Annotated in this window: 21 protein-coding genes and 1 tRNA gene; 6 read left to right on the forward strand and 16 right to left on the reverse strand. The window is 67.8% G+C overall.

All coding sequences use genetic code 11. The annotated features are described in order from the left end of the window. Positions 1-143: 143 nt before the first annotated feature. Both ACFY16_RS04790 and polA read right to left on the reverse strand, forming a co-directional pair. A complete protein-coding gene (locus ACFY16_RS04790) occupies positions 144-551 on the reverse strand; it encodes a hypothetical protein (RefSeq protein ID WP_390645617.1) in 408 nt (135 codons plus the stop codon). A 458-nt stretch (positions 552-1009) separates the two neighbouring features. Next, positions 1010-3736 (reverse strand): DNA polymerase I, encoded by a 2727-nt coding sequence (polA, locus tag ACFY16_RS04795; protein WP_390645618.1) that lies wholly within the window; start codon positions 3734-3736, stop codon positions 1010-1012. Between the two features lie 292 nt (positions 3737-4028). Between polA and ACFY16_RS04800 the strand changes: the two genes are divergently transcribed. Together ACFY16_RS04800 and ACFY16_RS04805 are read left to right on the forward strand one after the other, a co-directional pair. Beyond that, positions 4029-6308, forward strand: coding sequence for an FdhF/YdeP family oxidoreductase (locus ACFY16_RS04800; RefSeq protein ID WP_390645619.1), 2280 nt, complete (start codon positions 4029-4031; stop codon positions 6306-6308). 60 nt (positions 6309-6368) lie between these two features. Then, positions 6369-6839, forward strand: a complete 471-nt coding sequence (locus ACFY16_RS04805) for a PaaI family thioesterase (RefSeq protein WP_390645620.1) — start codon at positions 6369-6371, stop codon at positions 6837-6839. Between the two features lie 235 nt (positions 6840-7074). Here the strand turns inward: ACFY16_RS04805 and ACFY16_RS04810 are convergent, their stop codons facing one another. The 5 genes from ACFY16_RS04810 to ACFY16_RS04830 all read right to left on the reverse strand — a co-directional run bounded on the left by ACFY16_RS04810 (position 7075) and on the right by ACFY16_RS04830 (position 12393). Beyond that, positions 7075-7842 (reverse strand): ABC transporter ATP-binding protein, encoded by a 768-nt coding sequence (locus ACFY16_RS04810; protein ID WP_390645621.1) that lies wholly within the window; start codon positions 7840-7842, stop codon positions 7075-7077. Next, on the reverse strand, positions 7839-8747 hold the full coding sequence (locus tag ACFY16_RS04815) for an ABC transporter ATP-binding protein (protein ID WP_390645622.1): 909 nt from the start codon (positions 8745-8747) through the stop codon (positions 7839-7841). The genes ACFY16_RS04810 and ACFY16_RS04815 overlap by 4 nt, the downstream gene beginning before the upstream one ends. Then, positions 8747-10117, reverse strand: coding sequence for a branched-chain amino acid ABC transporter permease (locus tag ACFY16_RS04820; protein WP_390645623.1), 1371 nt, complete (start codon positions 10115-10117; stop codon positions 8747-8749). Before ACFY16_RS04820 ends, ACFY16_RS04815 begins: the two co-directional genes overlap by 1 nt. Further along, positions 10114-11037 carry a branched-chain amino acid ABC transporter permease gene (locus ACFY16_RS04825; protein WP_390645624.1) on the reverse strand — a complete coding sequence of 308 codons (924 nt, stop codon included), beginning with the start codon at positions 11035-11037 and terminating at the stop codon, positions 10114-10116. The genes ACFY16_RS04820 and ACFY16_RS04825 overlap by 4 nt, the downstream gene beginning before the upstream one ends. 195 nt (positions 11038-11232) lie before the next feature. Next, a complete protein-coding gene (locus ACFY16_RS04830) occupies positions 11233-12393 on the reverse strand; it encodes a branched-chain amino acid ABC transporter substrate-binding protein (protein WP_390645625.1) in 1161 nt (386 codons plus the stop codon). A 316-nt stretch (positions 12394-12709) separates the two neighbouring features. Between ACFY16_RS04830 and ACFY16_RS04835 the strand changes: the two genes are divergently transcribed. After that, positions 12710-13246, forward strand: coding sequence for a hypothetical protein (locus tag ACFY16_RS04835; protein WP_390645626.1), 537 nt, complete (start codon positions 12710-12712; stop codon positions 13244-13246). Positions 13247-13280: 34 nt separating this feature from the next. Here ACFY16_RS04835 and ACFY16_RS04840 read toward each other — a convergent pair whose 3' ends face one another. Next, the gene (locus tag ACFY16_RS04840) at positions 13281-13943 is read right to left on the reverse strand and encodes an ANTAR domain-containing response regulator (RefSeq protein ID WP_390645627.1); all 663 of its coding nucleotides are present in this window, start codon (positions 13941-13943) and stop codon (positions 13281-13283) included. Positions 13944-14036: 93 nt separating this feature from the next. Between ACFY16_RS04840 and ACFY16_RS04845 the strand changes: the two genes are divergently transcribed. Next, positions 14037-14123, forward strand: a tRNA-Leu gene (locus ACFY16_RS04845). Positions 14124-14201: 78 nt separating this feature from the next. After that, entirely contained in the window at positions 14202-14990 is a 789-nt protein-coding gene (locus ACFY16_RS04850; RefSeq protein ID WP_390645628.1) for a helix-turn-helix domain-containing protein, read from the forward strand. A 3-nt stretch (positions 14991-14993) separates the two neighbouring features. Here the strand turns inward: ACFY16_RS04850 and pyk are convergent, their stop codons facing one another. Then, positions 14994-16430, reverse strand: a complete 1437-nt coding sequence (gene pyk / locus ACFY16_RS04855) for a pyruvate kinase (protein WP_390645629.1) — start codon at positions 16428-16430, stop codon at positions 14994-14996. Positions 16431-16559: 129 nt separating this feature from the next. Next, positions 16560-17282, reverse strand: a complete 723-nt coding sequence (locus tag ACFY16_RS04860; protein ID WP_390645630.1) for an SIMPL domain-containing protein — start codon at positions 17280-17282, stop codon at positions 16560-16562. A gap of 149 nt (positions 17283-17431) precedes the next feature. Here ACFY16_RS04860 and ACFY16_RS04865 point away from each other — a divergent pair, with 149 nt between their 5' ends. After that, positions 17432-19237, forward strand: a complete 1806-nt coding sequence (locus tag ACFY16_RS04865; protein WP_390645631.1) for a bifunctional metallophosphatase/5'-nucleotidase — start codon at positions 17432-17434, stop codon at positions 19235-19237. Between the two features lie 89 nt (positions 19238-19326). On the opposite strand, the gene ACFY16_RS04870 is transcribed toward ACFY16_RS04865, so the two are convergent. The 6 genes from ACFY16_RS04870 to ACFY16_RS04895 all read right to left on the reverse strand — a co-directional run bounded on the left by ACFY16_RS04870 (position 19327) and on the right by ACFY16_RS04895 (position 24952). Beyond that, positions 19327-19710, reverse strand: a complete 384-nt coding sequence (locus ACFY16_RS04870; RefSeq protein ID WP_390645632.1) for a hypothetical protein — start codon at positions 19708-19710, stop codon at positions 19327-19329. A 4-nt stretch (positions 19711-19714) separates the two neighbouring features. Beyond that, a complete protein-coding gene (locus tag ACFY16_RS04875; protein WP_390645633.1) occupies positions 19715-21418 on the reverse strand; it encodes a hypothetical protein in 1704 nt (567 codons plus the stop codon). A gap of 57 nt (positions 21419-21475) precedes the next feature. Next, on the reverse strand, positions 21476-21808 hold the full coding sequence (locus ACFY16_RS04880) for a hypothetical protein (RefSeq protein WP_390645634.1): 333 nt from the start codon (positions 21806-21808) through the stop codon (positions 21476-21478). 5 nt (positions 21809-21813) lie between these two features. After that, positions 21814-22542: a VWA domain-containing protein gene (locus tag ACFY16_RS04885; RefSeq protein ID WP_390645635.1), complete on the reverse strand. Its 729-nt coding sequence runs from the start codon at positions 22540-22542 to the stop codon at positions 21814-21816. Between the two features lie 68 nt (positions 22543-22610). Continuing rightward, positions 22611-23705, reverse strand: a complete 1095-nt coding sequence (locus ACFY16_RS04890) for a hypothetical protein (protein WP_390645636.1) — start codon at positions 23703-23705, stop codon at positions 22611-22613. After that, positions 23702-24952 carry a protein phosphatase 2C domain-containing protein gene (locus ACFY16_RS04895; protein WP_390645637.1) on the reverse strand — a complete coding sequence of 417 codons (1251 nt, stop codon included), beginning with the start codon at positions 24950-24952 and terminating at the stop codon, positions 23702-23704. Before ACFY16_RS04895 ends, ACFY16_RS04890 begins: the two co-directional genes overlap by 4 nt. Positions 24953-25107: the final 155 nt, after the last annotated feature.

Here is a 25107-nt window from a genome sequence, read left to right on the forward strand (position 1 = left end):
GGCACTATGGCCTCCAGCAGGCCGCGTCCGCCGCACAGGACCGGAAAGCGTCACCCTCGGGCACGACCGTCCGGGGGCCGACGGAGCCTGACAGGCACTATGGCCTCCAGCAGGCCGCGTCCGCCGCACAGGACCGGAAAGCGTCACCCTCGGGCACGACCGTCCGGGGGCCGACGGAGCCTGACAGGCGTCGCGACGAACACGGTGACGGTTCTCGCCGTGCGGCGCCGCCTGGGCAGCCGGGCGAGGAGCAGGTCCAGGTGGCCACGGCCGGTCACGGCCCACTGCCGCCAGGCGGGCGTCTCACGGGCGGCTGTGGCGGACCGTTCCCGACGGGCGAGTCCGCGCCGGAGCTCCCGGGCCGCCCTGCTCAAAGCCATGGCCGTGGTGGTGGGAATGCGGGCGACGGCCGCGCCGACGGCGAAGGCCGGAACCGCCGGTAGCCCGGCACCAGTAACCGCCTTGCTCTTGCTGTCTGCCTGCGCCGACGACTGTCCGTGGGGACGGGCCCGATCGGGTCCCGTCCTGCGGTGGAGCATGCGTATACCCATGCCCGCATCCTTACGGGCGCAGACGCCGGTGGGCTTTCCCGCGGGGGCCACGCGGGTGACGGACTGCTGCGGAAGTGCGTTCAGGGGTGCGCAGCGGACCCACCGCTCAGCCGGACGGCCCGTTCGCAGCCGGACGGCCCGCTCAGCCGCCCCCACTCGGACGGACGGCCCCGCCCACACACGGACCACCCAGCTCAGCCGACCTCCCACACAGTCACCCGCTCAGCCGGCCTCCCACCTACTCGGCCGGATGGCCCACGCTCAGACAGGGACGGCCCGTTCGCAGCCGGACGGCCCCGCTCAGCCGTCCCCCACCCACTCGGCCGGACCGCGCCACTCAGGCAGGACGACCCGCGCGGACCGGACGGCCCCGCGCGGCGGGAGCACCGCCTGCGTCCGTCCTGCCCGGGGCGTCTCATCACCAGCCTCAGCTGACATCCCCGCTCGTCCGCCGGAGGCTAGTGCGCTGCCGACTCCCAGTCCGGCCCCACGCCCACCGACACGTCCAGCGGGGCGCGGAGGTGGACCGCACCGGCCATTTCGCGGCGGACGATCTCCTCGGTTGCCGCGCGCTCGCCGGGGGCGATCTCCAGGACGATTTCGTCGTGGACCTGGAGGAGCATGCGGGACTTGAGGTCGGCCTCGCGCAGCGCTCGGTCCACGTTGAGCATGGCGATCTTGACGATGTCCGCCGCCGTGCCCTGGATGGGCGCGTTGAGGGCCATGCGCTCGGCCGTCTCACGGCGCTGGCGGTTGTCGCTGTTGAGGTCGGGCAGGTGGCGGCGCCGGCCGAAGAGGGTCTCGGTGTAGCCCGTCGCCCGTGCCTCGTCCACGACCCGGCGCAGGTAGTCCCGTACGCCGCCGAAGCGCTCGAAGTAGGTGTCCATGAGCGCGCGGGCCTCAGCCGCCTCGATGTTCAGCTGTTGGGAGAGGCCGAAGGCCGACAGGCCGTACGCCAGGCCGTACGACATCGCCTTGATCTTGCGGCGCATCTCCGCGTCGACGGCGGTGCGCTCGACCGCGAAGACCTGCGAGGCGACCGTGGTGTGCAGGTCCTCGCCCGAGGTGAACGCCTCGATCAGGCCCTCGTCCTCGGAGAGGTGGGCCATCACGCGCAGTTCGATCTGGCTGTAGTCCGCGGTCATGAGGGATTCGAAGCCCTCGCCGACCACGAAGCCACGCCGGATCGCCCTGCCCTCGTCCGTGCGGACCGGGATGTTCTGGAGGTTCGGGTCCGTCGAGGAGAGGCGGCCGGTCGCCGCGACCGTCTGGTTGAACGTGGTGTGGATACGGCCGTCGGCCGCTACCGTCTTGATCAGACCCTCGACGGTGACGCGCAGCTTCGCCTGCTCACGGTGGCGGAGCATGATGACCGGCAGTTCGTTGTCGGTGTGGGTGGCCAGCCAGGCGAGGGCGTCGGCGTCGGTGGTGTAGCCGGTCTTCGTCTTCTTCGTCTTCGGCAGGGCCAGCTCGCCGAAGAGGACCTCCTGGAGCTGCTTGGGCGAGCCCAGGTTGAACTCGTGGCCGGCCGCCGCGTGCGCTTCCTTCACGGCCTGCTGCACCGCGCCCGCGAACATCTGCTCCATGGCCTCCAGGTGGGCCCGGTCCGCGGCGATGCCGTGCCGCTCCATGCGCGCGAGGAGCGCGGAGGTGGGCAGCTCCATGTCACGCAGGAGGTCCGCGGCGCCCGCCTCCCGCAGGCGTCCCTCGAAGGCCTCCCCGAGGTCGAGGATCGCGCGGGCCTGCACCATCAGGGCCTCTGCCTCGGCTGCGTCGTCCGCGCCGAAGGCCAGCTGACCGTCGGCCGCGGCGGCCGGGGCCAGCTCCCGGCCCAGGTACTCCAGGGACAGCGCGTCCAGGTCGAAGGAGCGTCGGCCCGGCTTGGCGAGGTAGGCGGCGAGCGCGGTGTCCATGCTCACACCGGCGACGGTCCAGCCGTGCTCGGCGAAGACCCGCATGGCGCCCTTGGCGTTGTGGAAGACCTTCGGCCTGCTCTCGTCGGCCAGCCAGACCGCGAAGGCGTTCTCGTCGTTCTCGTCCAGCTGGGACGGGTCGAACCAGGCGGCCGCTCCCCCGCCCGCGGCGAGGGCGACCTCCGCCACCGAGCCCGTGCCCAGCGCCCAGGTGTCGACGGTGGCGACGCCCAGGGTCTCGGTGCCGTGTCCGGCGAGCCAGCCGGCCAGCTCGCCGGTGCCGAGCACGGTGCCGTCCAGCTCCACGCCCGCCGCGACCACCGGAGTCGTCTCGGCCTCCTCGGCGCCCGGGTCGACGGCGAGGAGCCGCTCGCGCAGCGAGGGGTTACGGATCTCCAGTGTGTCCAGGATCATCGCGAGGGTCTTGCGGTCGTACGGCGCGCGCTCGAGGTCGGCGACCGTCTTCGGCAGCTCGACGTCCCGCACCATCTCGGTGAGCCGGCGGTTGAGCTTGACCGCCTCCAAGTGGTCGCGCAGGTTCTGCCCGGCCTTGCCCTTGACCTCGTCGACGCGCTCGACCAGGTCCGCGAACGACCCGAACTGGTTGATCCACTTCGCGGCCGTCTTCTCGCCGACGCCGGGGATGCCCGGCAGGTTGTCGGACGGGTCGCCACGCAGGGCCGCGAAGTCCGGGTACTGCGCGGGCGTCAATCCGTACTTCTCGACGACCTTCTCCGGCGTGAACCGGGTCAGCTCGGAGACGCCCTTCGTCGGATACAGCACCGTGGTGTGCTCGGAGACCAGCTGGAAGGAGTCACGGTCACCGGTGACGATCAGCACCTCGAAGCCGTCGGCCTCGGCCTGCGTGGCGAGTGTGGCGATGACGTCGTCGGCCTCGAAGCCGTCGACCGCGAACCGCGAGACGTGCATCGCGTCGAGCAGCTCGCCGATCAGCTCGACCTGGCCCTTGAACTCGTCCGGGGTCTTGGAGCGGTTCGCCTTGTACTCCGTGAACTCCTCGGAGCGCCAGGTCTTGCGGGAGACGTCGAAAGCCACCGCGAAGTGCGTGGGCGACTCGTCGCGCAGCGTGTTGGCCAGCATCGACGCGAAGCCGTAGATCGCGTTCGTCGGCTGGCCCGTCGCGGTCGTGAAGTTCTCCGCGGGCAGCGCGAAGAACGCGCGGTAGGCCAGCGAGTGCCCGTCCATGAGCATCAGTCGCGGGCGGCTTTCGCCGGGGGTTCGGTCGGTCTTCTTCGATGCTGTCTCTGCCACGTCCCCGATCCTGCCACGCCGCACTGACAGTCGGGTCCGCCTCGGGTCCACCCATCGCCCGCACGCTGCCGCGCCCGGCCGGCGAACGGGCAGCCGACCGGCCACCGCCGTCCCGCAAGCATTGTTCCCGCTCCCCGCACGCCCGGGCGCGATCGCTGTCACTGCCACGTGCGAGGATCGGACAGGCCGGGGGGTCCGTGGCCACGGCAGGGTCGCAGATGTCACAGCCCCGGAAAACGCAGCGCACACGCAGTCGAAGCACAGCGCACACGCAGCCGAAGGAGAGCGCGCGATGGCAACGAGGCCGCCGAAGGTCGACCCGATCCAGGACGCGCCGCAGGTCGCGGAGCCGAAGCACGCGGCCGCAGGGCTCCCGGCCGTCGGGCACTCCCTGCGCATCGCCCAGCAGCAGATGGGTGTGAAGCGCACCGCGCTGACGCTGCTGCGCGTCAACCAGAAGGACGGCTTCGACTGCCCGGGCTGCGCCTGGCCGGAGCCGGACCACCGGCACGCGGCGGAGTTCTGTGAGAACGGCGCGAAGGCGGTCGCCGAGGAGGCCACCCTGCGCCGGGTCACCCCGGAGTTCTTCGCCGCGCACTCCGTCCAGGACCTCCACGGGCGCAGCGGCTACTGGCTGGGCCAGCAGGGGCGGCTCACGCACCCCATGTATCTCCCGGAAGGGGCAGATCACTACGAGCCGGTCACCTGGGAGCGCGCCTTCGACATCGTCGCCGAGGAGATCACCGCGCTCGGCTCTCCCGACGAGGCCCTCTTCTACACCTCGGGCCGTACCAGCAACGAGGCCGCGTTCCTCTACCAGCTGTTCGCCCGTGAGCTCGGCACCAACAACCTGCCGGACTGCTCGAACATGTGCCACGAGTCGTCGGGCTCGGCGCTGAGCGAGACGATCGGCATCGGCAAGGGCAGCGTCCTGCTGGAGGACCTCTACAAGGCCGACCTGATCATCGTCGCCGGCCAGAACCCCGGCACCAACCACCCGCGGATGCTCTCCGCCCTGGAGAAGGCCAAGGCGAACGGCGCGCGGATCATCAGCGTCAACCCGCTGCCCGAGGCGGGCCTGGAACGCTTCAAGAACCCGCAGACCCCCCAGGGCATGCTCAAGGGCGCCGCGCTCACCGACCTGTTCCTCCAGATCCGCATCGGCGGCGACCAGGCCCTCTTCCGCCTCCTCAACAAGCTGGTCCTCGAGACGGAAGGCGCCGTCGACCAGGCCTTCATCGACGAGCACACCCACGGCTACGAGGAGTTCGCCGCGGCCGCCCGCGCCGCCGACTGGGACGAGACCCTCACAGCGACCGGTCTCACCCGCGAGGAGATCGACGAGGCCCTGCGCATGGTGCTCGCCTCCGAACGCACCATCGTCTGCTGGGCCATGGGTCTCACCCAGCACAAGCACTCCGTCCCCACCATCCGCGAGGTGGTCAACCTCCTGCTGCTGCGCGGCAACATCGGCCGCCCCGGCGCCGGCGTCTGCCCGGTGCGCGGCCACTCCAACGTGCAGGGCGACCGCACGATGGGCATCTTCGAACGGCCCGCCCCCGCCTTCCTGGACGCCCTGGAGAAGGAGTTCGGCTTCGCTCCACCGCGTGAGCACGGCTACGACGTCGTACGCGCCATCCGCGCGCTGCGCGACGGCGAAGCGAAGGTCTTCTTCGCCATGGGCGGCAACTTCGTCTCCGCGTCCCCCGACACGGACGTCACCGAGGCCGCCATGCGGCGCGCCAGGCTGACCGTGCACGTGTCGACGAAGCTCAACCGCTCGCACGTCGTCACCGGCGCGCGTGCGCTGATCCTGCCCACGCTCGGCCGCACGGAGCGGGACCTCCAGGGCGGCGGCGAGCAGTTCGTGACGGTCGAGGACTCCATGGGCATGGTGCACGCCTCCCGCGGCCGTCTGGAGCCCGCGAGCGCGCACCTGCTCTCCGAGCCGGCCATCGTGTGCCGCCTGGCGCGCCACGTGCTGGGCTCCGACAGCAAGGTGCCGTGGGAGGAGTTCGAGAAGGACTACGCGACGATCCGCGACCGCATCGCGCGCGTGATCCCCGGCTTCGAGGACTTCAACGCCCGCGTCGCACACCCCGGCGGCTTCGCCCTGCCCCACGCCCCACGCGACGAGCGCCGCTTCCCGACGGCCACCGGCAAGGCGAACTTCACGGCCGCGCCGGTCGAGTACCCCGAGCTGCCCGAAGGCCGGCTGCTGCTGCAGACCCTGCGCTCGCACGACCAGTACAACACCACGATCTACGGTCTCGACGACCGCTACCGGGGCATCAAGAACGGCCGCCGGGTCGTGCTGGTCAACCCCGAGGACGCCCGGACACTGGGCGTCGCGGACGGCTCGTACGTCGACCTGGTGAGCGAATGGAAGGACGGCGTGGAGCGGCGGGCGCCCGGCTTCCGGGTCGTGCTCTACCCGACGGCGCGGGCCTGCGCGGCCGCCTACTACCCGGAGACCAACATCCTGGTCCCGCTCGACGCCACCGCGGACACCAGCAACACCCCGGCCAGCAAGTCCGTCGTCGTGCGTCTGGAACAATCGGCGACCGACTGAGCGTTTGCTCAGTCACCGCTGGACTTGGATCGACGAACACCGACGAACGGAGCCGGACCCATGGGCGAGCAGCAGCACGTGAAGTTCCCGCAGGAAGTCATCGACGAGTACGCCGCGCTCGGCGTCGACCTGCCCGCCCTGTTCTCCGCCGGCCACCTCGGCACCCGCATGGGCGTCCAGATAGTCGAGGCCTCCGCGGACCGCGTCGTCGGCACCATGCCGGTCGAGGGCAACACCCAGCCGTACGGCCTGCTGCACGGCGGCGCCTCCGCCGTGCTCGCCGAAACCCTCGGCTCCGTCGGCTCCATGCTGCACGGCGGCAGCTCCAAGATCGCCGTCGGCGTCGACCTCAACTGCACCCACCACCGCGGAGTCCGCTCCGGGCTGGTCACCGGCGTGGCCACCCCCGTCCACCGCGGGCGCACCACGGCGACATACGAGATCGTCATCTCCGACGAGGACGGCAAGCGCGTCTGCACCGCCCGCCTGACCTGCCTGCTGCGGGACGCGGCGACGACCACCACAAGCTGACATTGCGCTCCGGTGCCGTACGCCACGCACGGCACCGAAGCGCAAACACCTCACCCAACCGGCGCGCCAAGAGTTCTCTCCGGCCGCCAGGAGTCTCAGCTCCTGACGGAGCCACCGAACGAAGACAGGCCCGACAGTCCCACGAGCAGAGCCACCGCCGAGTACGACCGAGGGGGCTGACATCGCAGCACACCTGCCGCGACGCCAGCCCCCCACTCCACACTCGAACCAGCCGTCAGGCCGCGCCCTCACCGAGATACGCCGCCCGGATCCGCGAGTCGGCCAGCAGCTCCCGGGCATCACCCGACATCGCCACCGAACCGGTCTCCAGCACATAACCACGATGCGCAAGAGCCAACGCCTGCGTGGCGTTCTGCTCCACCAGCAGCACCGTGGTGCCCTGCTGGTTGATCTCCTGCACGATGTCGAAGATCTGCTGCACGATCAGCGGAGCCAAACCCATCGACGGCTCATCCAGCAACAGCAGCTGCGGCTTGCCCATCAGAGCACGACCGATCGCCAGCATCTGCTGCTCACCGCCCGACAGCGTGCCCGCCAACTGCCCACGCCGCTCCGCCAACCGCGGAAAGAGCGTGTACACCCGATCGATGTCAGCAGAGTCCACCGACTTGAAGCGGTACGCACCCATCTCCAGGTTCTCGCGCACCGACATCGTCGCGAACACCCGTCGCCCCTCAGGCACATGCCCGATCCCGAACTGCACCAGCTCGTGCGACTTGATCCCGTCGATACGCTCCCCACGCAGCCGCACCTCACCGTGGCGAGGCCGCAGCATGCCCGAAACAGTACGCAGCGTCGTCGTCTTGCCCGCACCGTTGCCACCGAGCAGGGCCACGATCTCACCCTCACGCACCGTCAGATCGATGCCCTTGATCGCTTCGATCGCGCCATAGAACACCCGCAGGCCCACCAGCTCAAGCAACGTACCGCCCGAACCGCCGACACCACCCGACTCCTTGTGCAGCTCCGTCGTCGCGCTCACTGGCTGCTCTCCTCGTCCGACGCCGCCTGCCGCTCGGCGATGATGTTCTGGACCTCCTCGGCACCCTCCGCCGAAGACCCGAGATACGCCTCGATCACCGCCGGATGCTGCTGCACCTCACTCGGCGTCCCCTCGGCGATCTTCTTCCCGAAGTTGAGGACCATCACCCGGTCCGCCACCGACATCACCAGCCGCATATCGTGCTCGATCAGCAGCACACTCACGCCCAGCTCATCGTTGATCCGGCGGATCAGCCGCTCCAACTCCAGCTTCTCCGTCGGGTTGGTACCCGCAGCCGGCTCATCCAGCAGCAACACCTGCGGATCCGTCGCCAACGCCCGCGCGATCTCCAGGCTGCGCTGATCGCCGTAACTCAGACTGCCCGCAATCTCGTTGAGCTTGCTCTCAAGCCCCACGAACTTCAGCAGACGGTGCGCCCGCTCATCGCTCAGCCGCTCCGCCCGACGCGCCTTCGGCAACCCCAGCATGATCGCAACCGGACCCGCCTTCAGCCGGGTCTCCGCCGCGATCTTCACGTTCTCCAGCGCCGTCAGCGCCGAGAACAACCGGATGTTCTGGAACGTACGCGCCAGACCCAACCGGTTCACAATGTGCGGCTTGCTCCCCAGCAGCGACTTCTCGCCGCCGTCCTTCGGACGGAAGACGATACGCCCCTCCTGCGGCGTATACGCCCCCGTAAGGGAGTTGAACAGCGACGTCTTGCCCGCACCGTTCGGACCGATCACCGCGAGGATCTCTCCCCGGCGCATCGTCAGATTCACATGGTCCAGACAGACCAGACCACCGAATCTCAGGGTCACATCCGACGTCTGCAGCACCAGCTCCGCGTCATCCGACGCAGGCCCCGCAGCCTCGGTCGGGTCGCTCGTCACATCGGTGGTCATCAGAACTTGCCTCCCGCCGGCTCGGACATCGCATCCGCATCGCCGATACCCTCCTCCGCCATCTTCAGCTCACGCTGCCGACGACGGGAAGGCCAGATGCCCTGCGGCCGGTAAATCATCATGATCACAAGCAGCGCGCCCAGGTACATGTACCGGTCGGACGGATCCACATAGTCCTTCAGCGCCTCCGGCAGCCACACCAGCACGGCCGCACCCGCAAGCACACCCGGAATCGACCCCATGCCACCGAAGATGACGTACGCCAGGATCAGAATCGACTGCAGCAGCGGAAACACCTCAGGGTTGATGTACCCGTACTTACTCGTGAAGATCACACCCGCGACACCCGAGGTCGACGCACCGATCGCAAACGCCATCAGCTTGAACCGCACCGTGTCCACACCGTTCGCCGCGGCAGCGATCTCATCCTCACGAATCGCCGTCCACGCCCGGCCCACCCGCGAGTTCTCAAGCCGCGAGAACAACACGATCACCAAAACGATGAAGAAGACCAGCAAATACCAGTACGGCAGCGGCTTGATCGACCACTCGTACTTGATCCCCGCGAAGTCGACCGAGAAGTCAGGAATCAACCGGGCACCCTGCGGACCACCCGTGATCCCGTCCGCGTTCTTCGCGACCAGATAAATGATCTCGTGGAAGCCCAGGGTCACGATCGCCAGATAGTCACCCCGCAGCCGCAACGTCGGAGCACCCAGCAGCAGACCCGTGAGCAGACAGGTCACCACCGCGATGGGAATCACCCAGAAGTTGTTCAGGACCACCGGAGGCTGCACCGGCAGATGCCCTGTCCAGTACGCCGTCGAATACGCGCCCACCGCGAAGAAGGCGAAGAACCCCAGATCCAGCAGACCAGCCCAGCCGATCACCACATTCAGGCCGATCGCAAGCAGCGCAAAGATCGCGATCTGGTCGACCAACAACGTCTGCCACTGCCGCGCCAGACCCGACGGAATCGTCAGCGCCAGCACAAGGACGAGCAGAATCAGACCCCAGCGCAGCCGCTTGTCCGCCCGAAAACGCGCCTGCACAGCACCGACCGGGCCACCCACACCCGACTTCGCCTTGGCCGCAACACCCCGGACCGCGTCCGCCGCGAACTCCCGCAGCGCCCACACACCGACCGTGATCGCCAGGCACACCCACAAATTACCGCCGGTGAACGTGCCCTTGATGGAGAAGAAGATGTCACGCGTATTGCCCTGCTCACCCGTCACCAGAGCCAGCAGCACCCCCAGCGCCACCATCGCCCACAACCGGGTGAAACGCTCCTGCTGATACCAGGCCGTACGACGCAACCTGCTCGCCGCAGAGGGAGTCAGCTTCTCCGACGTGTCCACCGCACTCATGCCGCCCTCCCCACACGCTCACCGAGGATGCCCATCGGACGGAACATCAGCACCAGAATCAGCACCACCATCGCGGACACACTCCGCCACTCGTCACCGAGCAACGGCACCGTCATCGTCTCCACGATGCCGATCAGAATGCCACCCGCCATCGCCCCGCGGATATTGCCGATACCACCCACCACAGCCGCCGCGAACGCCGTGATACCGGGAATGAAACCCATCGTGTACGAGACCTGGTTCAGATTGGCGAACAGGAACCCCGCCACACCACCCAGCACACCACCGATGATGAACGTGCGGGAGATCACCTTGTCGATGTCCACACCCATCAGACCGGCCACCTCGGCGTCCTGCGCGACCGCCCGGATGCCCTTGCCCAACTTGGTCCGGTTCACCACCAGGTCGAGAGCGATCATCATCACCACAGCCGTCGCGAACTGCAGCAACTGAGTGATGTTCACACCCGCACCGAACACACTGAACACGTTGTGGTTGTCGTACATCTCCGGCAGCGTCATCGGATCACGCCCGAACAGCTTGCCGGCCAGGTTGTAGAGGAAGAACGAAGCACCGATGGCGGTGATCAAGAAGATCAGCCGCGGAGCGCCACGTCTACGCAACGGCCGGTACGCAACCTTCTCCAGACTGTACGCCGTCACACCGCCGAACAACGCGGACCCCGCCATCGCCAGAGCGACAAAGCCGACCGAGGCCAGAGCCGACGGATTGGCCCCCGGATCCACGAGCTGAAGAACGATGAGACTGCCGTAGGCGCCCAGCATGAACACCTCGCTGTGCGCGAAGTTGATCAGCTGCAGCACGCCGTACACCAGCGTGTAGCCGATGGCGATGACGGCGTACAGCGAGCCGAGCATCACCCCTAGGACGAGATAGTCCCAGAATTCCTGAAGGGACATGGAGCTGTCTTCCTTGTGGGAGCCGAGCGGACCACCGCGCTCATGGCGACAGAAGCGACCCGCGGCGGAACATGGGGGAACAGATGAACATGGGGAAAAGACACGGCTGTCGAACCCACTTCGCACACAGGGGGCCGGGAGAACCACCGTCTCCCAGCCCCCTGCCGCATGGCATCAGCCGATCAAGCGCCGACGTCAGCCAACCAGGTCGTTGACGTTGCCCTGGTACACGATCTTGCCGCTCTTGACCTGGTACAGGTACACGTCCGTACCCTTGAACTCACCGTTCTCGTCGAACGAGAAGGTCTTCGTCAGACCCTTGTAGGACGCCTTCGCCAGCGCGTCACGCAGCGCCTCACGCTGAACGTCACCCTTCAGACCCTTGATCTGCTCAATGATCATGTTGGTGATGTCGTACGCCTCAGCGGAGTACGTACCCGGAGCCCGGTTGAACTCCTTCTGGTAGTCCGCCGCGAACGCCTTCGTACCCGCCTCGACCGTCGCGTCGGTGCACGGGCAGGTCAAGTACCAGTTCTCCGCCGCACTGCCGGCCAGCTCGACGAACTTCGCGTCGTTCGAACCGTCACCCGAGATACCCGCGCCCGTGTAGCCCGCTTCCTTCAGCTTCTTCGCGAACGGCGCCAGATCCTGGTAGTAGCCGGCGTAGATCAGTGCGTCAGCCTTGGAGTTGACGACATCCTTCGCCGTCGCCGAGTAGTCCGGCGTCTTCTGCGGCACGGACTTCTTGACGACCGTGATACCGGCCTCCTTCAGCCCCTTCTCCGCGACACCCGCCAGACCCACGCCGTAGTCGGTCTTGTCGTCGATCAGGTAGACCTTCTTGGCCTGCAGCTTCTTGGCGTAGTACGTCGCCATCGCCGCACCCTGCATGTTGTCGTTCGGGACACCACGCAGGAAGCTCGTGAACTTGTTCTTCGGGTCCGTCAGCAGCGGGTTGGTCGCCGAAGGCGACACCGTCACCAGACCCGACTCCGCGTACAGCGGAGACGACGTGTTCGTCGGACCCGAGAACGCCGGACCCACCACCGCGACGACACTCTCGTCGTCGATGACCTTCTGCGCCGCCGTCGGCGCCTTGTCCGGCAGACCCTGGTCGTCAGCGGCCACGTACTCCAGCTTCTTGTCCAGGTCACCCTTGGCGTTCGCCTGCTCGATGGCGAGCTTCACGCCGTTCTGCATGTTCTCGCCCAGAGCGACGTTGTCACCCGAGAGCGGACCCTGGAAAGCGATCTTGTAAGTGTCTCCGTCACTGCCGGAGTCACTGCTGCACCCGGTCAACGCCAGGGCACCCGCCGCCAGCGGAATCGCGAGCTTGACGATGGTTTTGTTGAGCATTAGGGACCCCCTGGAGCCGCCCGAACGACCTAGACAATGAGGGAAGTTGGCAGACCCTCACAGGACACCGCATTAGCCGCGCGGTGTGCGGGGAATGTAATCAGGCTCCCGGCCCCTCCGATAGGTGATCGCTGGATGTGTGATCGCCCTGTGACCTCGGTCATGCCTCGGAAACAGAACACTCCTTACCGGTAAACGGACATGTGCACCACGAACCTCAAGATCCAGACAACTCGCACAGGCCCCTCACAGCGGACGCCCCACAACCCGGAACAAAGGGACACAGAGCTCAAATACCACCAAGGCGGCCCGTCAAATGAACAACAGACTGCTCAGCGGCCTCATCGGCCTCACCACCGGAATCGCAGCCACCACCGGCACAGCAGCCGCACTCTGGCCACAACCCACCCCACCAGCCGACCTCCGCCCCCTGGAAATCAACCCCCACACCCCAGCAGCACGCAGCGGCAACCTCACCTTCGACACCATCGGCCTACGCTGCGGCATCACCACCGTCGTCGGCACCCACGCCGAACACTGGGCCAAAGGCCGACTCTGCCGCATCCGCATCACCGTGACCTCCCAGGACTCCGTCTTCGGCGAGATCGACAACAACCTCCACCGACTCACCCTCGACAACGGCCACACCCTCCCCCTCGACCGCGAAGCCACCCAGATCAAACGCCAACCCCTACAAACCGAGGTCGCCGCACACGGCCAGATCACCTACGACCTCTGGTTCGACCTCCCCAAGAACACCCAGCCCACCGGCCTCCGCATCCAGGCAAACGAAGAAGAGCCCCCAGCCACCATCCCGCTCCCCGAGCGAGACTGGACCGGGGGCTCCGCGTAGGCACGCAGCACACACCACACGCCATACGCCGCCGCTATTCGCCGCTCTTCGCAGCCTTCTTCTCCTCGGCGTCCGCGATGACGGCCTCGGCAACCTGCTGCATGGACATACGGCGATCCATCGACGTCTTCTGAATCCACCGGAAAGCGGCAGGCTCAGTCAACCCGTACTGCGTCTGAAGGACCGACTTCGCCCGGTCGACCAGCTTCCGCGTCTCCAGCCGCTGACTGAGATCCGCGACCTCCCGCTCCAGCTCCTTCAGCTCCGTGAAGCGCGACACGGCCATCTCGATCGCCGGCACGACATCACTCTTGCTGAACGGCTTCACCAGGTACGCCATCGCACCGGCGTCCCGAGCACGCTCCACGAGGTCGCGCTGCGAGAACGCGGTCAGCATGAGCACCGGAGCGATCCGCTCCTCGGCGATCTTCTCCGCCGCGGAGATGCCGTCCAGCTTGGGCATCTTCACGTCAAGAATCACCAGGTCCGGCTGGTGCTCACGGGCCAGCTCGACGGCCTGCTCGCCGTCACCGGCCTCACCGACGACGGCGTACCCCTCCTCCTCCAGCATCTCTTTGAGATCGAGCCGGATCAGGGCCTCGTCCTCGGCGATGACGACACGGGTCGTCAGCGGAGGCACGTGCGACTTGTCGTCGTCGGGCGCGTCTACGGGCTGGGGCGACTCGGGGGCGGTCACGGGGGCTCCTTGTTCAGGGAGGGGTGCTGCTGACAAGAGCCTACCTAGCTGATGCAGCCATTGGTCACCGGGTACACTCCCAGCAGCACTCAAGCCGGGTTGGCGCAACTGGTTGACGCGGAGGTCTCAAACACCTCTGTCCGAAAGGACGTGTGGGTTCGAATCCCATACCCGGCACCAGAAAAGCGGATGCTCACGTTCTCGTGAACATCCGCTTTTTGCTGCACTCCGTCACGATGAGTGACACAGAGTGGCCGAATGAACTTCCACGGCACAGAAGTGCGACAGAAGGCCCTCACGCTGCTGCGCAGCGGCACACGGAACGCGGACGTCGCGCGCAGATTCAACATCCCGCTCGGCACAATCAGCTACTGGAAGCACGTGGATCGCGCGAAACGCGGCGAGTGCCCAGGGAAACACAGCCCGACGTGCCCCCGGTGTGACGGACGCGAGCTGGACGAGCCCGCGTACAGCTACCTGCTGGGCCTGTATCTCGGAGATGGCCACATCAGCCATTACTCCGAGCATCGCGTACCCAACCTTATGATCACCTGCACTGAATCGTGGCCCGGCCTGATGGGCGACTGCGAGCGAGCCATGCGCGCCGTCTTCCCGGACAACTCGGTCTGCCGCGTGCGCAGAACCGGCTGCAGCAACGTGAAGGTCTACTCAAAGCACCTGCACTGCCTCTTCCCTCAGCACGGCCCCGGTAAGAAACACGAGCGCAAGATCGCCTTCGAACCCTGGCAGCAGGAAATCGTCGATTCCCATCCTTGGGAGTTCATCCGGGGGCTCATCCACTCCGACGGCTGCCGCATCACCAACTGGACCACTCGCCTCGTCGCTGGTGAACGCAAGCGCTACGAATACCCCCGGTACTTCTTCGCCAACAAGTCCGACGACATCCGGGGGCTCTTCACCGACACTCTCGACAAGGTCGGCGTCGAGTGGACCACACTCGCTCGCGGCAGCGACCCCTTCAACATCTCCGTCGCCCGCAAAGCCTCCGTAGCCCTCCTCGACGCCCACGTAGGCCCCAAGTACTGACCCCTACTTAGGACTGTCGTCCTCCCCGACGTGGTGCACCCGGACCAGGTTCGTGGACCCCGGCATCCCCGGAGGCGACCCCGCCGTGATCACGACCACGTCCCCCTTCTGGCACCGCCCGTACTTCAGCAGCAGCTCGTCCACCTGGTCGACCATCGCGTCCGTCGAGTCCACATGCGGGCCGAGGAACGTCTCCACGCCCCACGTCAGGTTCAGCCGCGACCGCGTGGCCGGCTCGGGGGTGAACGCCAGGAGGGGGATCGGTGAGCGGTAGCGGGACAGACGGCGGGCCGTGTCACCGCTCTGGCTGAAGGCGACCAGGAACTTCGCGCCGAGGAAGTCGCCGATCTCCGCCGCCGCGCGGGCGACCGCGCCACCCTGGGTGCGGGGCTTGTTGCTCTCGGTCAGGGGCGGGAGGCCCTTCGCCAGGACGTCCTCCTCCGCCGCCTCGACGATCTTCGCCATGGTGCGGACCGTTTCGACGGGGTACTTGCCGACGCTCGTCTCGCCGGACAGCATCACCGCGTCGGTGCCGTCGATGACCGCGTTGGCCACGTCCGAGGCCTCGGCTCGGGTCGGGCGCGAGTTCTCGATCATCGAGTCGAGCATCTGGGTGGCGACGATGACCGGCTTGGCGTTGCGCTTCGCCAGCTTGATCGCGCGCTTCTGGACGATCGGGACCTGTTCAAGGGGCATCTCGACGCCCAGGTCGCCGCGGGCGACCATGATGCCGTCGAAGGCGGCGACGATGTCGTCGATGTTGTCGACGGCCTGGGGCTTCTCCACCTTGGCGATGACGGGGATGCGGCGACCCTCTTCGTCCATGATCCGGTGGACGTCCTTGATGTCGTCGCCGCTGCGCACGAAGGACAGGGCGATGACGTCGAAGCCGGTGCGGAGCGCCCAGCGCAGGTCCGCCTCGTCCTTCTTGGAGAGGGCGGGGACCGATACCGCGACCCCTGGCAGGTTGAGGCCCTTGTGGTCGGAGATCACGCCTCCCTCCACCACGCGCGTGTGCACGCGCGGGCCGTCGACCTCCGTGACCTCCAGGCAGACCTTGCCGTCGTCCACGAGGATGCGCTCCCCGGGCGTCACGTCGTCCGCCAGGCCGGCGTAGGTCGTGCCGCAGGTCTGGCGGTCGCCCTCGACGCCTTCCTCGACGGTGATCGTGAATACGTCCCCGCGTTCAAGGAGTACGGGGCCTTCCTTGAAGTGGCCGAGTCGGATCTTCGGGCCCTGAAGGTCGGCGAGGAGGCCGACGCTGTGGCCGGTTTCGTCGGAGGCCTTGCGTACGTGCTGGTAGCGCGCCTCGTGTTCGGCGTATTCGCCGTGGCTGAGGTTGAGGCGGGCGACGTCCATTCCGGCGTCGACCAGGGCTTTGATCTGGTCGTACGAGTCGGTGGCGGGGCCCAGGGTGCAGACGATTTTTGCTCGGCGCATGGTTCGAGCCTAGAGCTTACCGGCGGGTAGAGAATTGGCGCTGCATGACCACTCAACAACCTTTGGGTGAAGGGCTATTGACAACTGTTGAATTGTGCGGCGACGTGCTCCGATGAGCATTTGATCGGGTCACAGCTGGGGTGGTGTCATCGTGAAACGGGCGTTGACCTGTGCGTACAGGCGCTGGCGCTGGGGTTCGAGGTCCAGGGGTGCCGCTGCGTTGTCCTCGGCGGCTCCGGCGTAGGACCTGGACCGCATGCGGCCGGGGGCCTGGGGGTACATCGGTGGGGCGTTTTCCGCGCCGATGTCGGCGAGTTCCACGAGTGCGGCGAGTGATGTGCCGAGGGCTTCGGCGTACTCCCTGGCGCGCTGGACGGCTTCCCGTACCGCCTTCTGGCGTACTTCGCGGTGTGCGGGTGAGTCGGGGCGCAGGGCCCACCAGGGGCCGTCGACGCTGGTGAGGTCGAGGTCGGCGAGGCGTGTGATGAGTTCGCCGAGTGCGGTGAAGTCGGTGAGTTCGGCGGTGACGTAGACGGTGCCGTGGTAGGTGCGGACGCGTTCGCCGCGGCCGTGTTTGGTGAGTTCCGGGGTGATGGAGAAGGCGCCGGTTTCGAGGCGTTCGACCGTGTCTGCGTATGTCTTGACGAGGTCGAGGACGGTTGTGTTGCGGCGGGTGAGGTCGTCGAGGGCGGAGCGCCTGTCCTTGCCGCGGGCGCTGACCGTTATGACGATGCGGGCGAGCTCGGGGTCGACCTCGAGGCGGGCTTCTCCGCGGACGGCGATGCGTGGGGCGTCGGGGGTGCCGTAGGGGACGGCGGGCGGGTGGGGGTCGGGCGCGGAGGGCGTGGTCATACGCCCAACTCTGTCACCGATTGGCGGATTTCGGGGTTTGAAGTGACGGGTTAGGTCACCAGATTGAAACCTTTTGGACCTGTTGTCGTCCGTCATGGACGGGTCAGAATCTACGCGCGTTGTTGACCGTTCCCCGAGGAGAGCCAGACATGCCGTTGAACCGTCGGAAGTTCCTGAAGAAGTCCGCCGCGACCGGGGCGGGGGTGGCGATCGCCGGTGCCGCGGCGGCTCCGGCGGCCGACGCCGCGGAGGCGAAGAAGCCGGCCACGCCGGTGAAGCGGTACTCGCTGACGGTGATGGGCACGACCGACCTGCACGGGCACGTCTTCAACTGGGACTACTTCAAGGACGCGGAGTACACGGACGCCAAGGGCAACGCGCAGGGGCTGGCGCGTATCTCGACGCTGGTCGAGCAGGTCCGCGAGGAGAAGGGGCGGGAGAACACGCTGCTGCTGGACGCGGGCGACACGATCCAGGGCACTCCGCTGACGTACTACTACGCGAAGGTCGACCCGATCACCGCCGAGGGTGGTCCGGTGCACCCGATGGCGCAGGCGATGAACGCGATCGGCTATGACGCGGCGGCGCTGGGCAACCACGAGTTCAACTACGGCATCGAGACGCTGCGCAAGTTCGAGAGCCAGTTGCGCTTTCCGCTGCTCGGCGCGAACGCGGTGGACGCGAAGACGCTGAAGCCGGCCTTCCCGCCGTACGTGATCAAGACGTTCTGTGTGAAGGGTGCACCGCCGGTGAAGGTCGCCGTGCTCGGTCTGACCAACCCGGGCATCGCGATCTGGGACAAGGCGTATGTGCAGGGCAAGCTGGCGTTCCCGGGTCTGGAGGAGCAGGCGGCGAAGTGGGTGCCGAAGCTGAAGTCGCTGGGTGCGGACGTGGTGATCGTGTCGGCGCACTCGGGTTCCTCCGGTACGTCCTCGTACGGTGACCAGGTGCCGTACGTGGAGAACTCGGCGGCGCTGGTGGCGCAGCAGGTGCCGGACATCGACGCGATCCTCGTGGGGCACGCGCACCTGGAGATCCCGGAGCTGAAGGTCACCAACGAGAAGACCGGCAGGACGGTGGTGTTGTCGGAGCCGCTGGCGTTCGCGGAGCGGCTGTCGCTGTTCGACGTCGAGCTGGTCTTCCAGAAGGGCCGGTGGGTGGTCGAGTCGGTGGCGGCGTCGGTTCTGAATTCGAACACGGTCGCCGACGACCCGAAGATCACCAAGCTGCTGAGTGATGAGCACGCGAAGGTCGTCGAATACGTCAACCAGGTCGTCGGCACTGCCACGGACACGCTGACGACGGTCGAGGCGCGCTACAAGGACGCGCCGATCATCGATTTGATCACCAAGGTGCAGGAGGACGTGGTCAAGGCGGCTCTGGCGGGCACGTCGTACGCCTCGGTGCCGGTGATCGCGCAGGCGTCGCCGTTCTCGCGGACGTCGGAGATCCCGGCCGGGAGTGTGACGATCCGGGATCTGTCGAGCCTGTACGTGTACGACAACACGCTGGTGGCGAAGTTGATGACGGGTGCGCAGGTTCGGGCGTACCTGGAGTACTCGGCGGAGTACTTCGTGCAGACGGCCGTGGATGCGGTGGTCGACACGGAGAAGCTGACGAACGCGGGTGGCCGTCCGGACTACAACTACGACTATGTGTCGGGTCTGGCGTACGAGATCGACATCGCGCAGGCGGCGGGTTCGCGGATCAAGAACCTGACGTACAACGGTGTGGCGCTGGACGATGCGCAGCAGTTCGTGCTTGCGGTGAACAACTATCGCGCCAATGGTGGCGGGGCGTTCCCGTATGTGGCGTCCGCGACCGAGTTGTGGTCGGAGTCGACGGAGATTCGGACCCGGATCTCGGAGTGGGTGACCGCGAAGGGGGTCTTGGACCCGAAGGACTTCGCGTCGGTGGACTGGAAGCTGACGCGGAACGGCACGCCGGTGTTCTGACCTGCCTCTTGAGGCCGGCTCTTGAGGCGGGCTTCTCGGGCGGTGTCGGGCGGTGCGGGGCCTTGGGGTCCCGCACCGCCCGTGTGGTGTCACAGCAGGCTGGTCACGGTGTTCTGGATGGCGGCGACGTTTCCGGCGATCCCGGCTGTGGCCTGGACCGCGGGGGCGATGAAGCCGAGCCAGCGCAGCAGGGTGGTGCGGCGGGGTTCCTCGCGGGTGAGTTCCGCTTCGACGTGTTCGGCGGCGTCGACGAGTTCGGCGCCGTCCTCGTACTGGTCCTGGTCGCGGCGGAGTTGGTCGAGCAGCAGGCGTGCTGCGGCGCGGAGTTCGGCGATGGCGGCGTCGCGGTCGGCTTCGGCCGGGGCGTTTGTGGTGGCCGTGGAGTGGTTGATGGCGACTGCGCTGTCTTTGAAGTGGATGTTTCCCTTCGCCTGGATGCCGCTGTTGCCGGTCCCGCCGTTTGTTTCTGACATGGCGTCACCTTCCTCGGTTGGTGTTGGCGGCGGGCGGGGTGGCGGCGGGCGGGCCGGTGCGTCCCGGCGTCACGGGTGCGCCGGCGCTCTGGCCGCGCCTGAAGATGCCGGCGATGCTGCCGCCGGTGCCGACGGCCGAGTCGTTGAGTGTCATGTTTCCGCCGGCGTACAGGCCGTTGTTGTAGATGGTGGTCTGGCGCTGTACCAGGTCGCTGGAGTCGATGTTGTGGTCCTCGATGAACTGCACCAGCGCGTCCAGTACCCGGTGTTCGACCGTCTTGGCGTACAGCTCCCGGTCGAGTTCCTGGAAGTAGCGGTAGTAGAGGTGGTCGCTCGCGGCGTCCCTGATGCTGAAGGACGCTCCGTAGTTGAACGAGCGGTGGCGGATCTCCCGTGCCTGGCGGCTTTGTTTGCGGTGTTCGGCGAACGGTGCGAAGAGGCCTGCGATCACCGAGGAGGGTGAGCTGACGAGCAGTCCCGGCGCGCGGAGCGCGGCGGCGCCCACGAGGTTCCACCACTGGCGGAGTGTGGGTGATCCGAGGAGCTGGTCGGCGATGCGGTACCGCTCGCGGACGGGGGCGAGGAGGGAGCTGCTGCCTTCGATGAAGAGCATTTTGTGGTCGGAGAGCAGTGCGCACCGCAGGAAGAGGGTGGTGGCCAGTTCGCCGCTCCAGCCGGTGACGCGGATCGCCAGGTAGGGGCGGGCGCGGCCCTTGCCGTCTTCGCGCAGCTCGTGCAGGAGGGCCGGTGAGACTCTCTCCTTGGGTGGTCCGTCGGTGTCGGGCAGCAGTTCGGCCCGGGTGCGGTCGTCGACGCTGTAGAGGAGGTCCGCGCCGTTGACCAGGAGGAGGTTCTCGACGTGGACGCCGGGTAGTTTGAGGTCGCCGACCTGGGCGGCGAGGTAGTCGTTGAGCTCGTGGACGGTGAAGGGGATGACCTGCTCGCCCTGCTGGGGTCGCGCGGTGTCGAGGGCGAACGACCAGGTGTTCGTGGCTCGTCCGTAGCCGACGAAGGGCGTGTAGGGCGAGAAGACGACGACGTTGCCCCGGTCTCGTTTCTCGATGGCCGCGATGCGTCGTCGGTTCTCGGGTGTGAGTGGTTGGGGTGCTTGGTCGGGGGTGAAGTTTTCACGCTTGAGCTGGCCGGCGACGACACCGTAGTGGACCGTGAGGGATTCGGCGGCGACGATGATCCAGGCCGCGAGGAAGCCCAGGATCAGAGTCAGGGCCACGCTGTGGGTGTAGACCAGCATGATCACCAGGGCCAGGAGGAGCAGGGCGAGTACGACGTCCCGGCGGACCTGGCGGCTGCGGGCGGCCAGGGCGTGCCGGAGTACGCAGGCGAGGTCGACGCCTGGTGAGGAGGCGACGGCTCGGCGTGGTTCTTCCAGGATCTGTTCCACGGCTTTGCGGGCGAACTGGGTGTCGGTGTGGACGGCGGTGCAGAGGTAGCGGGTGACGTCGCGCGCGAAGCGGGGGGCCGGGGTGGCCGAGGGAGGGGCCGAGGGGGTCGTTGGCGCGGGGACGGTGGGGGGCGCGGCGATGGTGGGCGGTGAGGTGTGGTGGGGCTGGGGCGAGGTGGTGGGCGGGGCCCCGCCGGCGGGGGCGAGCGGGTCGAAGACGCGTACGGTGCCGCACTGGCCGCAGGTGGTGTAGTTACGGTCGTTGGCGGCTCCGCAGTGCGGGCACTGGAGGGTCGATGGTGTCATGGTCGGCTGTCTCTGCTCGGCACGCGGGAGCGTGCGGTGGGGTGGGGTGGGGCTGGGTCATGTTCTGGACGCCGTGGGGTGTGCATGCGGTTTGTCGTCCCGGTTGTTCTCGGATTCGGTGGGCGTCGGGTCGTTCTGGGATTCGGTGTGCGTCGGGTCGTTCGCGGAGTCGGTGGTGGGTGAGGTGCTGCGGGGCGCGCGGGAGGGGTGCCGGGTGGGGTGCGGGGACTTGGTGGGCGTGGTGCTGTGGGTGGGCCCGTGGTGGGGTACGGGTCGCGCGTCGGCGTGGTCGTCCGGCGACACGATGCGCAGCAGGGCCGCTGCCGCCAGCAGGGCCGTGGCGGTGAGCAGGAGTCGGCTGTGCGGCCGGGCTGTGTGGCGGGTGGGCACGGCGATCAGTCCATGTACTCCGCTGACACGGTCAAGTACTCCTGGCTGACGGGCTGTTCGGTGAATCCGGGTGCGGAGCGCGGGATCTGCATCTCGCCTGCCCGGGAGGAGGCGACCAGTGAGTTGAGGAGGCTGCCGAGGGCTTCGAGCAGGGCGTGGTCCTGGTCGACGTCCGAGTCGGCGAGGAAGGCGGCCTTGGTGGCGACCTTGCCGAGCACGTCGGGGTTGGCTGCGCCGAAGCCGTAACTGATGACGTGCGGGTACCGGGGCCAGGAGCGGTCGACGAGGCGTCGGAACGCGTCGTGCCAGCCCTTGTCGGTGGGGGCGCCGTCGGTGAGGAGGAACATCACGGGGCGCAGTACGGCCATGCCCATGGTGCGCAGGTCGTCGACGTCCGTTTCGATGCGGCTGCGTACGAGGTCGAAGGCTGCGGAGTAGTTCGTGGTTCCGTTGCACACGACTTGCGGCATTGCCTGGATTCGATCGAGGTCGGTCATTTCGATGATGAGGTGTGCGTCCGTGGAAAAAGCGATCAAGGACATGTGTGCGAATTCCGAGACTCGGGGGCTCTCGGAAATGGTCGCGTGCAGCTGCGCCAGGGTTCGGTTGAGGGTGTTCTGGTGCGGCTGCATCGAAGTGGACGCGTCGATCACGAGATAGGTCGGCAGGCATTTCTGCCGCAGGCTGTACGGGCTGATGTCCTGGGCGGGCACGGCGTCGTCATGAGAGCTCATGTGCGTTCCCCTTCTGCTCTTCGAATTCAGGTGTGGCGTTCGTTTCGGAGCGCGTCCTGGCGGGGGGTTCAGGAAGCGATCGCTGCGGCGATCACGAGCAGCGCGACGACCAGGATCACGAGGGCCCAGCCGATGGCCGGGTCCAGGGAAGCCGGTGCCTGGGGCTCGGGTGAACCGGTGGGTTCGTCGGATGCGGGGGGCTTGGTGATGGCGGACTGCAGCGGCTGTGCGGTGTCGCTGCGGGGGGCCGCGGGCCGGGCGGGCAGCGGGGAGCGCTCGACGGTGAACTGCACGACGGGTCCGTCGTGCAGTGCGGCCAGTAGCGCCGAGCTGCGGGGTCTGGTTTCGCGGTCTCGGGCCCAGAGCATGTCGAGCAGCAGCTCGGCCACCCCGCCCGGGACGCCGGGCGGCGGGTCGGCGAGCGTGTGCAGGACCTCCGCGAGGTTGCGGGTGCCGGTCAGACAGCGGGCGGTCAGCAGCGCGACGCGGTAGCGGTCGGTGCACAGGTCGGCGGGCATGCCCTGCCGGGCCAGTGGGTCTTCCCAGCCGGGCTGGTGGATGTCGGGGCCGGTGCCCTGGGCGCAGCCGTCCATGTCGATGAGGTGGACGGTGTAGTCGGCCGGGTTCCAGAAGGCGTTGGCGTAGTTCCAGTCGGAGTAGACGAGTTTGCGCTGCTCCAGTGCGGCGGCGATGCCGACGAGGCAGCGGCAGGCGGTGATCCGCTGCTCGGGCGTGGGCGGGGTGCCGTCGCGGGCCAGCCTGCGGTCGGGGCGGGCCAGGGTGTCGATCTCCCGGAATCCGCCGCCGGGTGAGCGGAAGGCGTCGGGTGCCATGGGGATGAGGCAGCCGACGGTGGCGGAGTCGTCGTCGGTGACGCGGGCGACCGGCCAGGAGGTGCGGTCGAGCAGTACTTCGCGGGCCGGGCGTCCGGCGGCGGCGTCCGAGCGGCCGAAGGCGACGAGTTCGTCCAGGCGGAGCGCGTCCGTGTCGTCCAGCGGTTGCTTGTAGCGCTTGAACAGCAGGTCGGGGCCGGTGTGGTGGCCGGTGAGGCGGGTCACCTCGGAGCTCTGGCCGTTGTTCGTGGCGATCTGTTCGCCGAGTGCGCCCAGTGCGGCCAGCGAGGTGACGGGCGGCTGGGCCCACGCCGACGGGTTGGCGGTCACCGCGGCCACCCGTCCTGGCCGCCGAGCCGCTCGCCGGCCGGGGCGGTGGCGTGATCGGGCGGCCGCGACCTGGCGTCGGGGTCGACCCAGACGGTGACCGCCGTACGGTCGTCCAGGAACCGTTCGGCGTCGAAGCCGACGTCGTTCAGGTACGAGGCGACGGGCAGGGGCAGTTGCCAGCGGTCCGCGAGGTAGGCGTTGAGTTCTTCGATGGAGGCGAGGCCGTCGCCCACTCCGTCGGAGACAAGTGACACCACGTCGCCGGGGCGCAGGGTGAGCGTGGTCTCGCGGACGGCGTGCGGGTCGGCGGGGAGGGTGTGGGTGACGGCGTTGGAGTCGTAGCCGGCCGTCGTCCCCTTGCGGTCGCCGGCGGCGTAGCGCCAGCGGTCCTCGTCGAGGCGCCACAGGGACGCGTCACCGAGCCAGGCGGCCCACATGGTGCGTTCGCCCGTCGGGGCCGTGGGGCGGGTGGGGATGACCGCGACGAACAGGACCGCGCACACGTCGGAGACTTCCAGGCCACGTCGCTCCGCCTCGCGCAGCATCGCCGTAGCGGTTTCCTCGAAGAGCTCGGCCGCCGACAGCCGTGCGGCTCCGTCCGGTTCGTCGAGTCGGCGCCTGAGGTGGTTGACGGCGGTGCCCGCCGCCACGGCGGCCCCGAGTTCGGCGTGGGCGCTGCTGGAGACGCCGTCGGCCACGGCCAGCAGCAAGTGGTCGCCGGCGGCGTCCCGTGTCATGCGGTAGGCGTCCTGACGGGCGACGGCGGGCTCCTGGCAGCGGTGTCCTGGGCCGACGATCGAGGCGGCCCGCACGGCGAGGTCGCCCAGGTGTGCCTGGTCGGCGGCGACGCCGGGTGCGGCGGCCGGCCGTAACGGCAGCAGCCAGGGGAAACGCTGGGCCTTGGAGCCCGCGCCGAAGCGCGGCACGGTCGTGATGTGTGCCGTGACCGGCGCGGCGGCCCCGGCTCGGGAGAGGTGCGCGGGGCCGGTGGGGGGAGGCCGGTGCCGCCCGTCCCACGCGAGGGGCACCGATGGTGGAACGTCCGGGGGCGCCGTGAATGGCACCGGAACTCGTGCTGATGCCTGCGTCCAGGTATGCATCTCCAGGAACAGGAATCCCGTGGCCATCAGCACCAATAAGTCGATCACCATGCGAAAGAAATGATCGTCCGCCGGGAAATAGATCACGAGGAAAATTCCCCCGAAGATGCACATCGCCCAGATCAGACGCCCCCGTTGCAGCGACATGCCGGGACGGTAACAGTGCGGCCAGATAGGAGGGAGAGATTCGCAAACATTCTCACGAATCCTTTTCAGGCCGCGGCGGGCTCTGGAGTCCCAGGAGAGACACGTCCACGGCGTCTCCCGCCGCCGCGTTTCTCCCGTCGCCGCGCTCTTCCGCT

Source organism: Streptomyces sp. NPDC001315, from assembly GCF_042896175.1.
Taxonomy (GTDB): domain Bacteria; phylum Actinomycetota; class Actinomycetes; order Streptomycetales; family Streptomycetaceae; genus Streptomyces.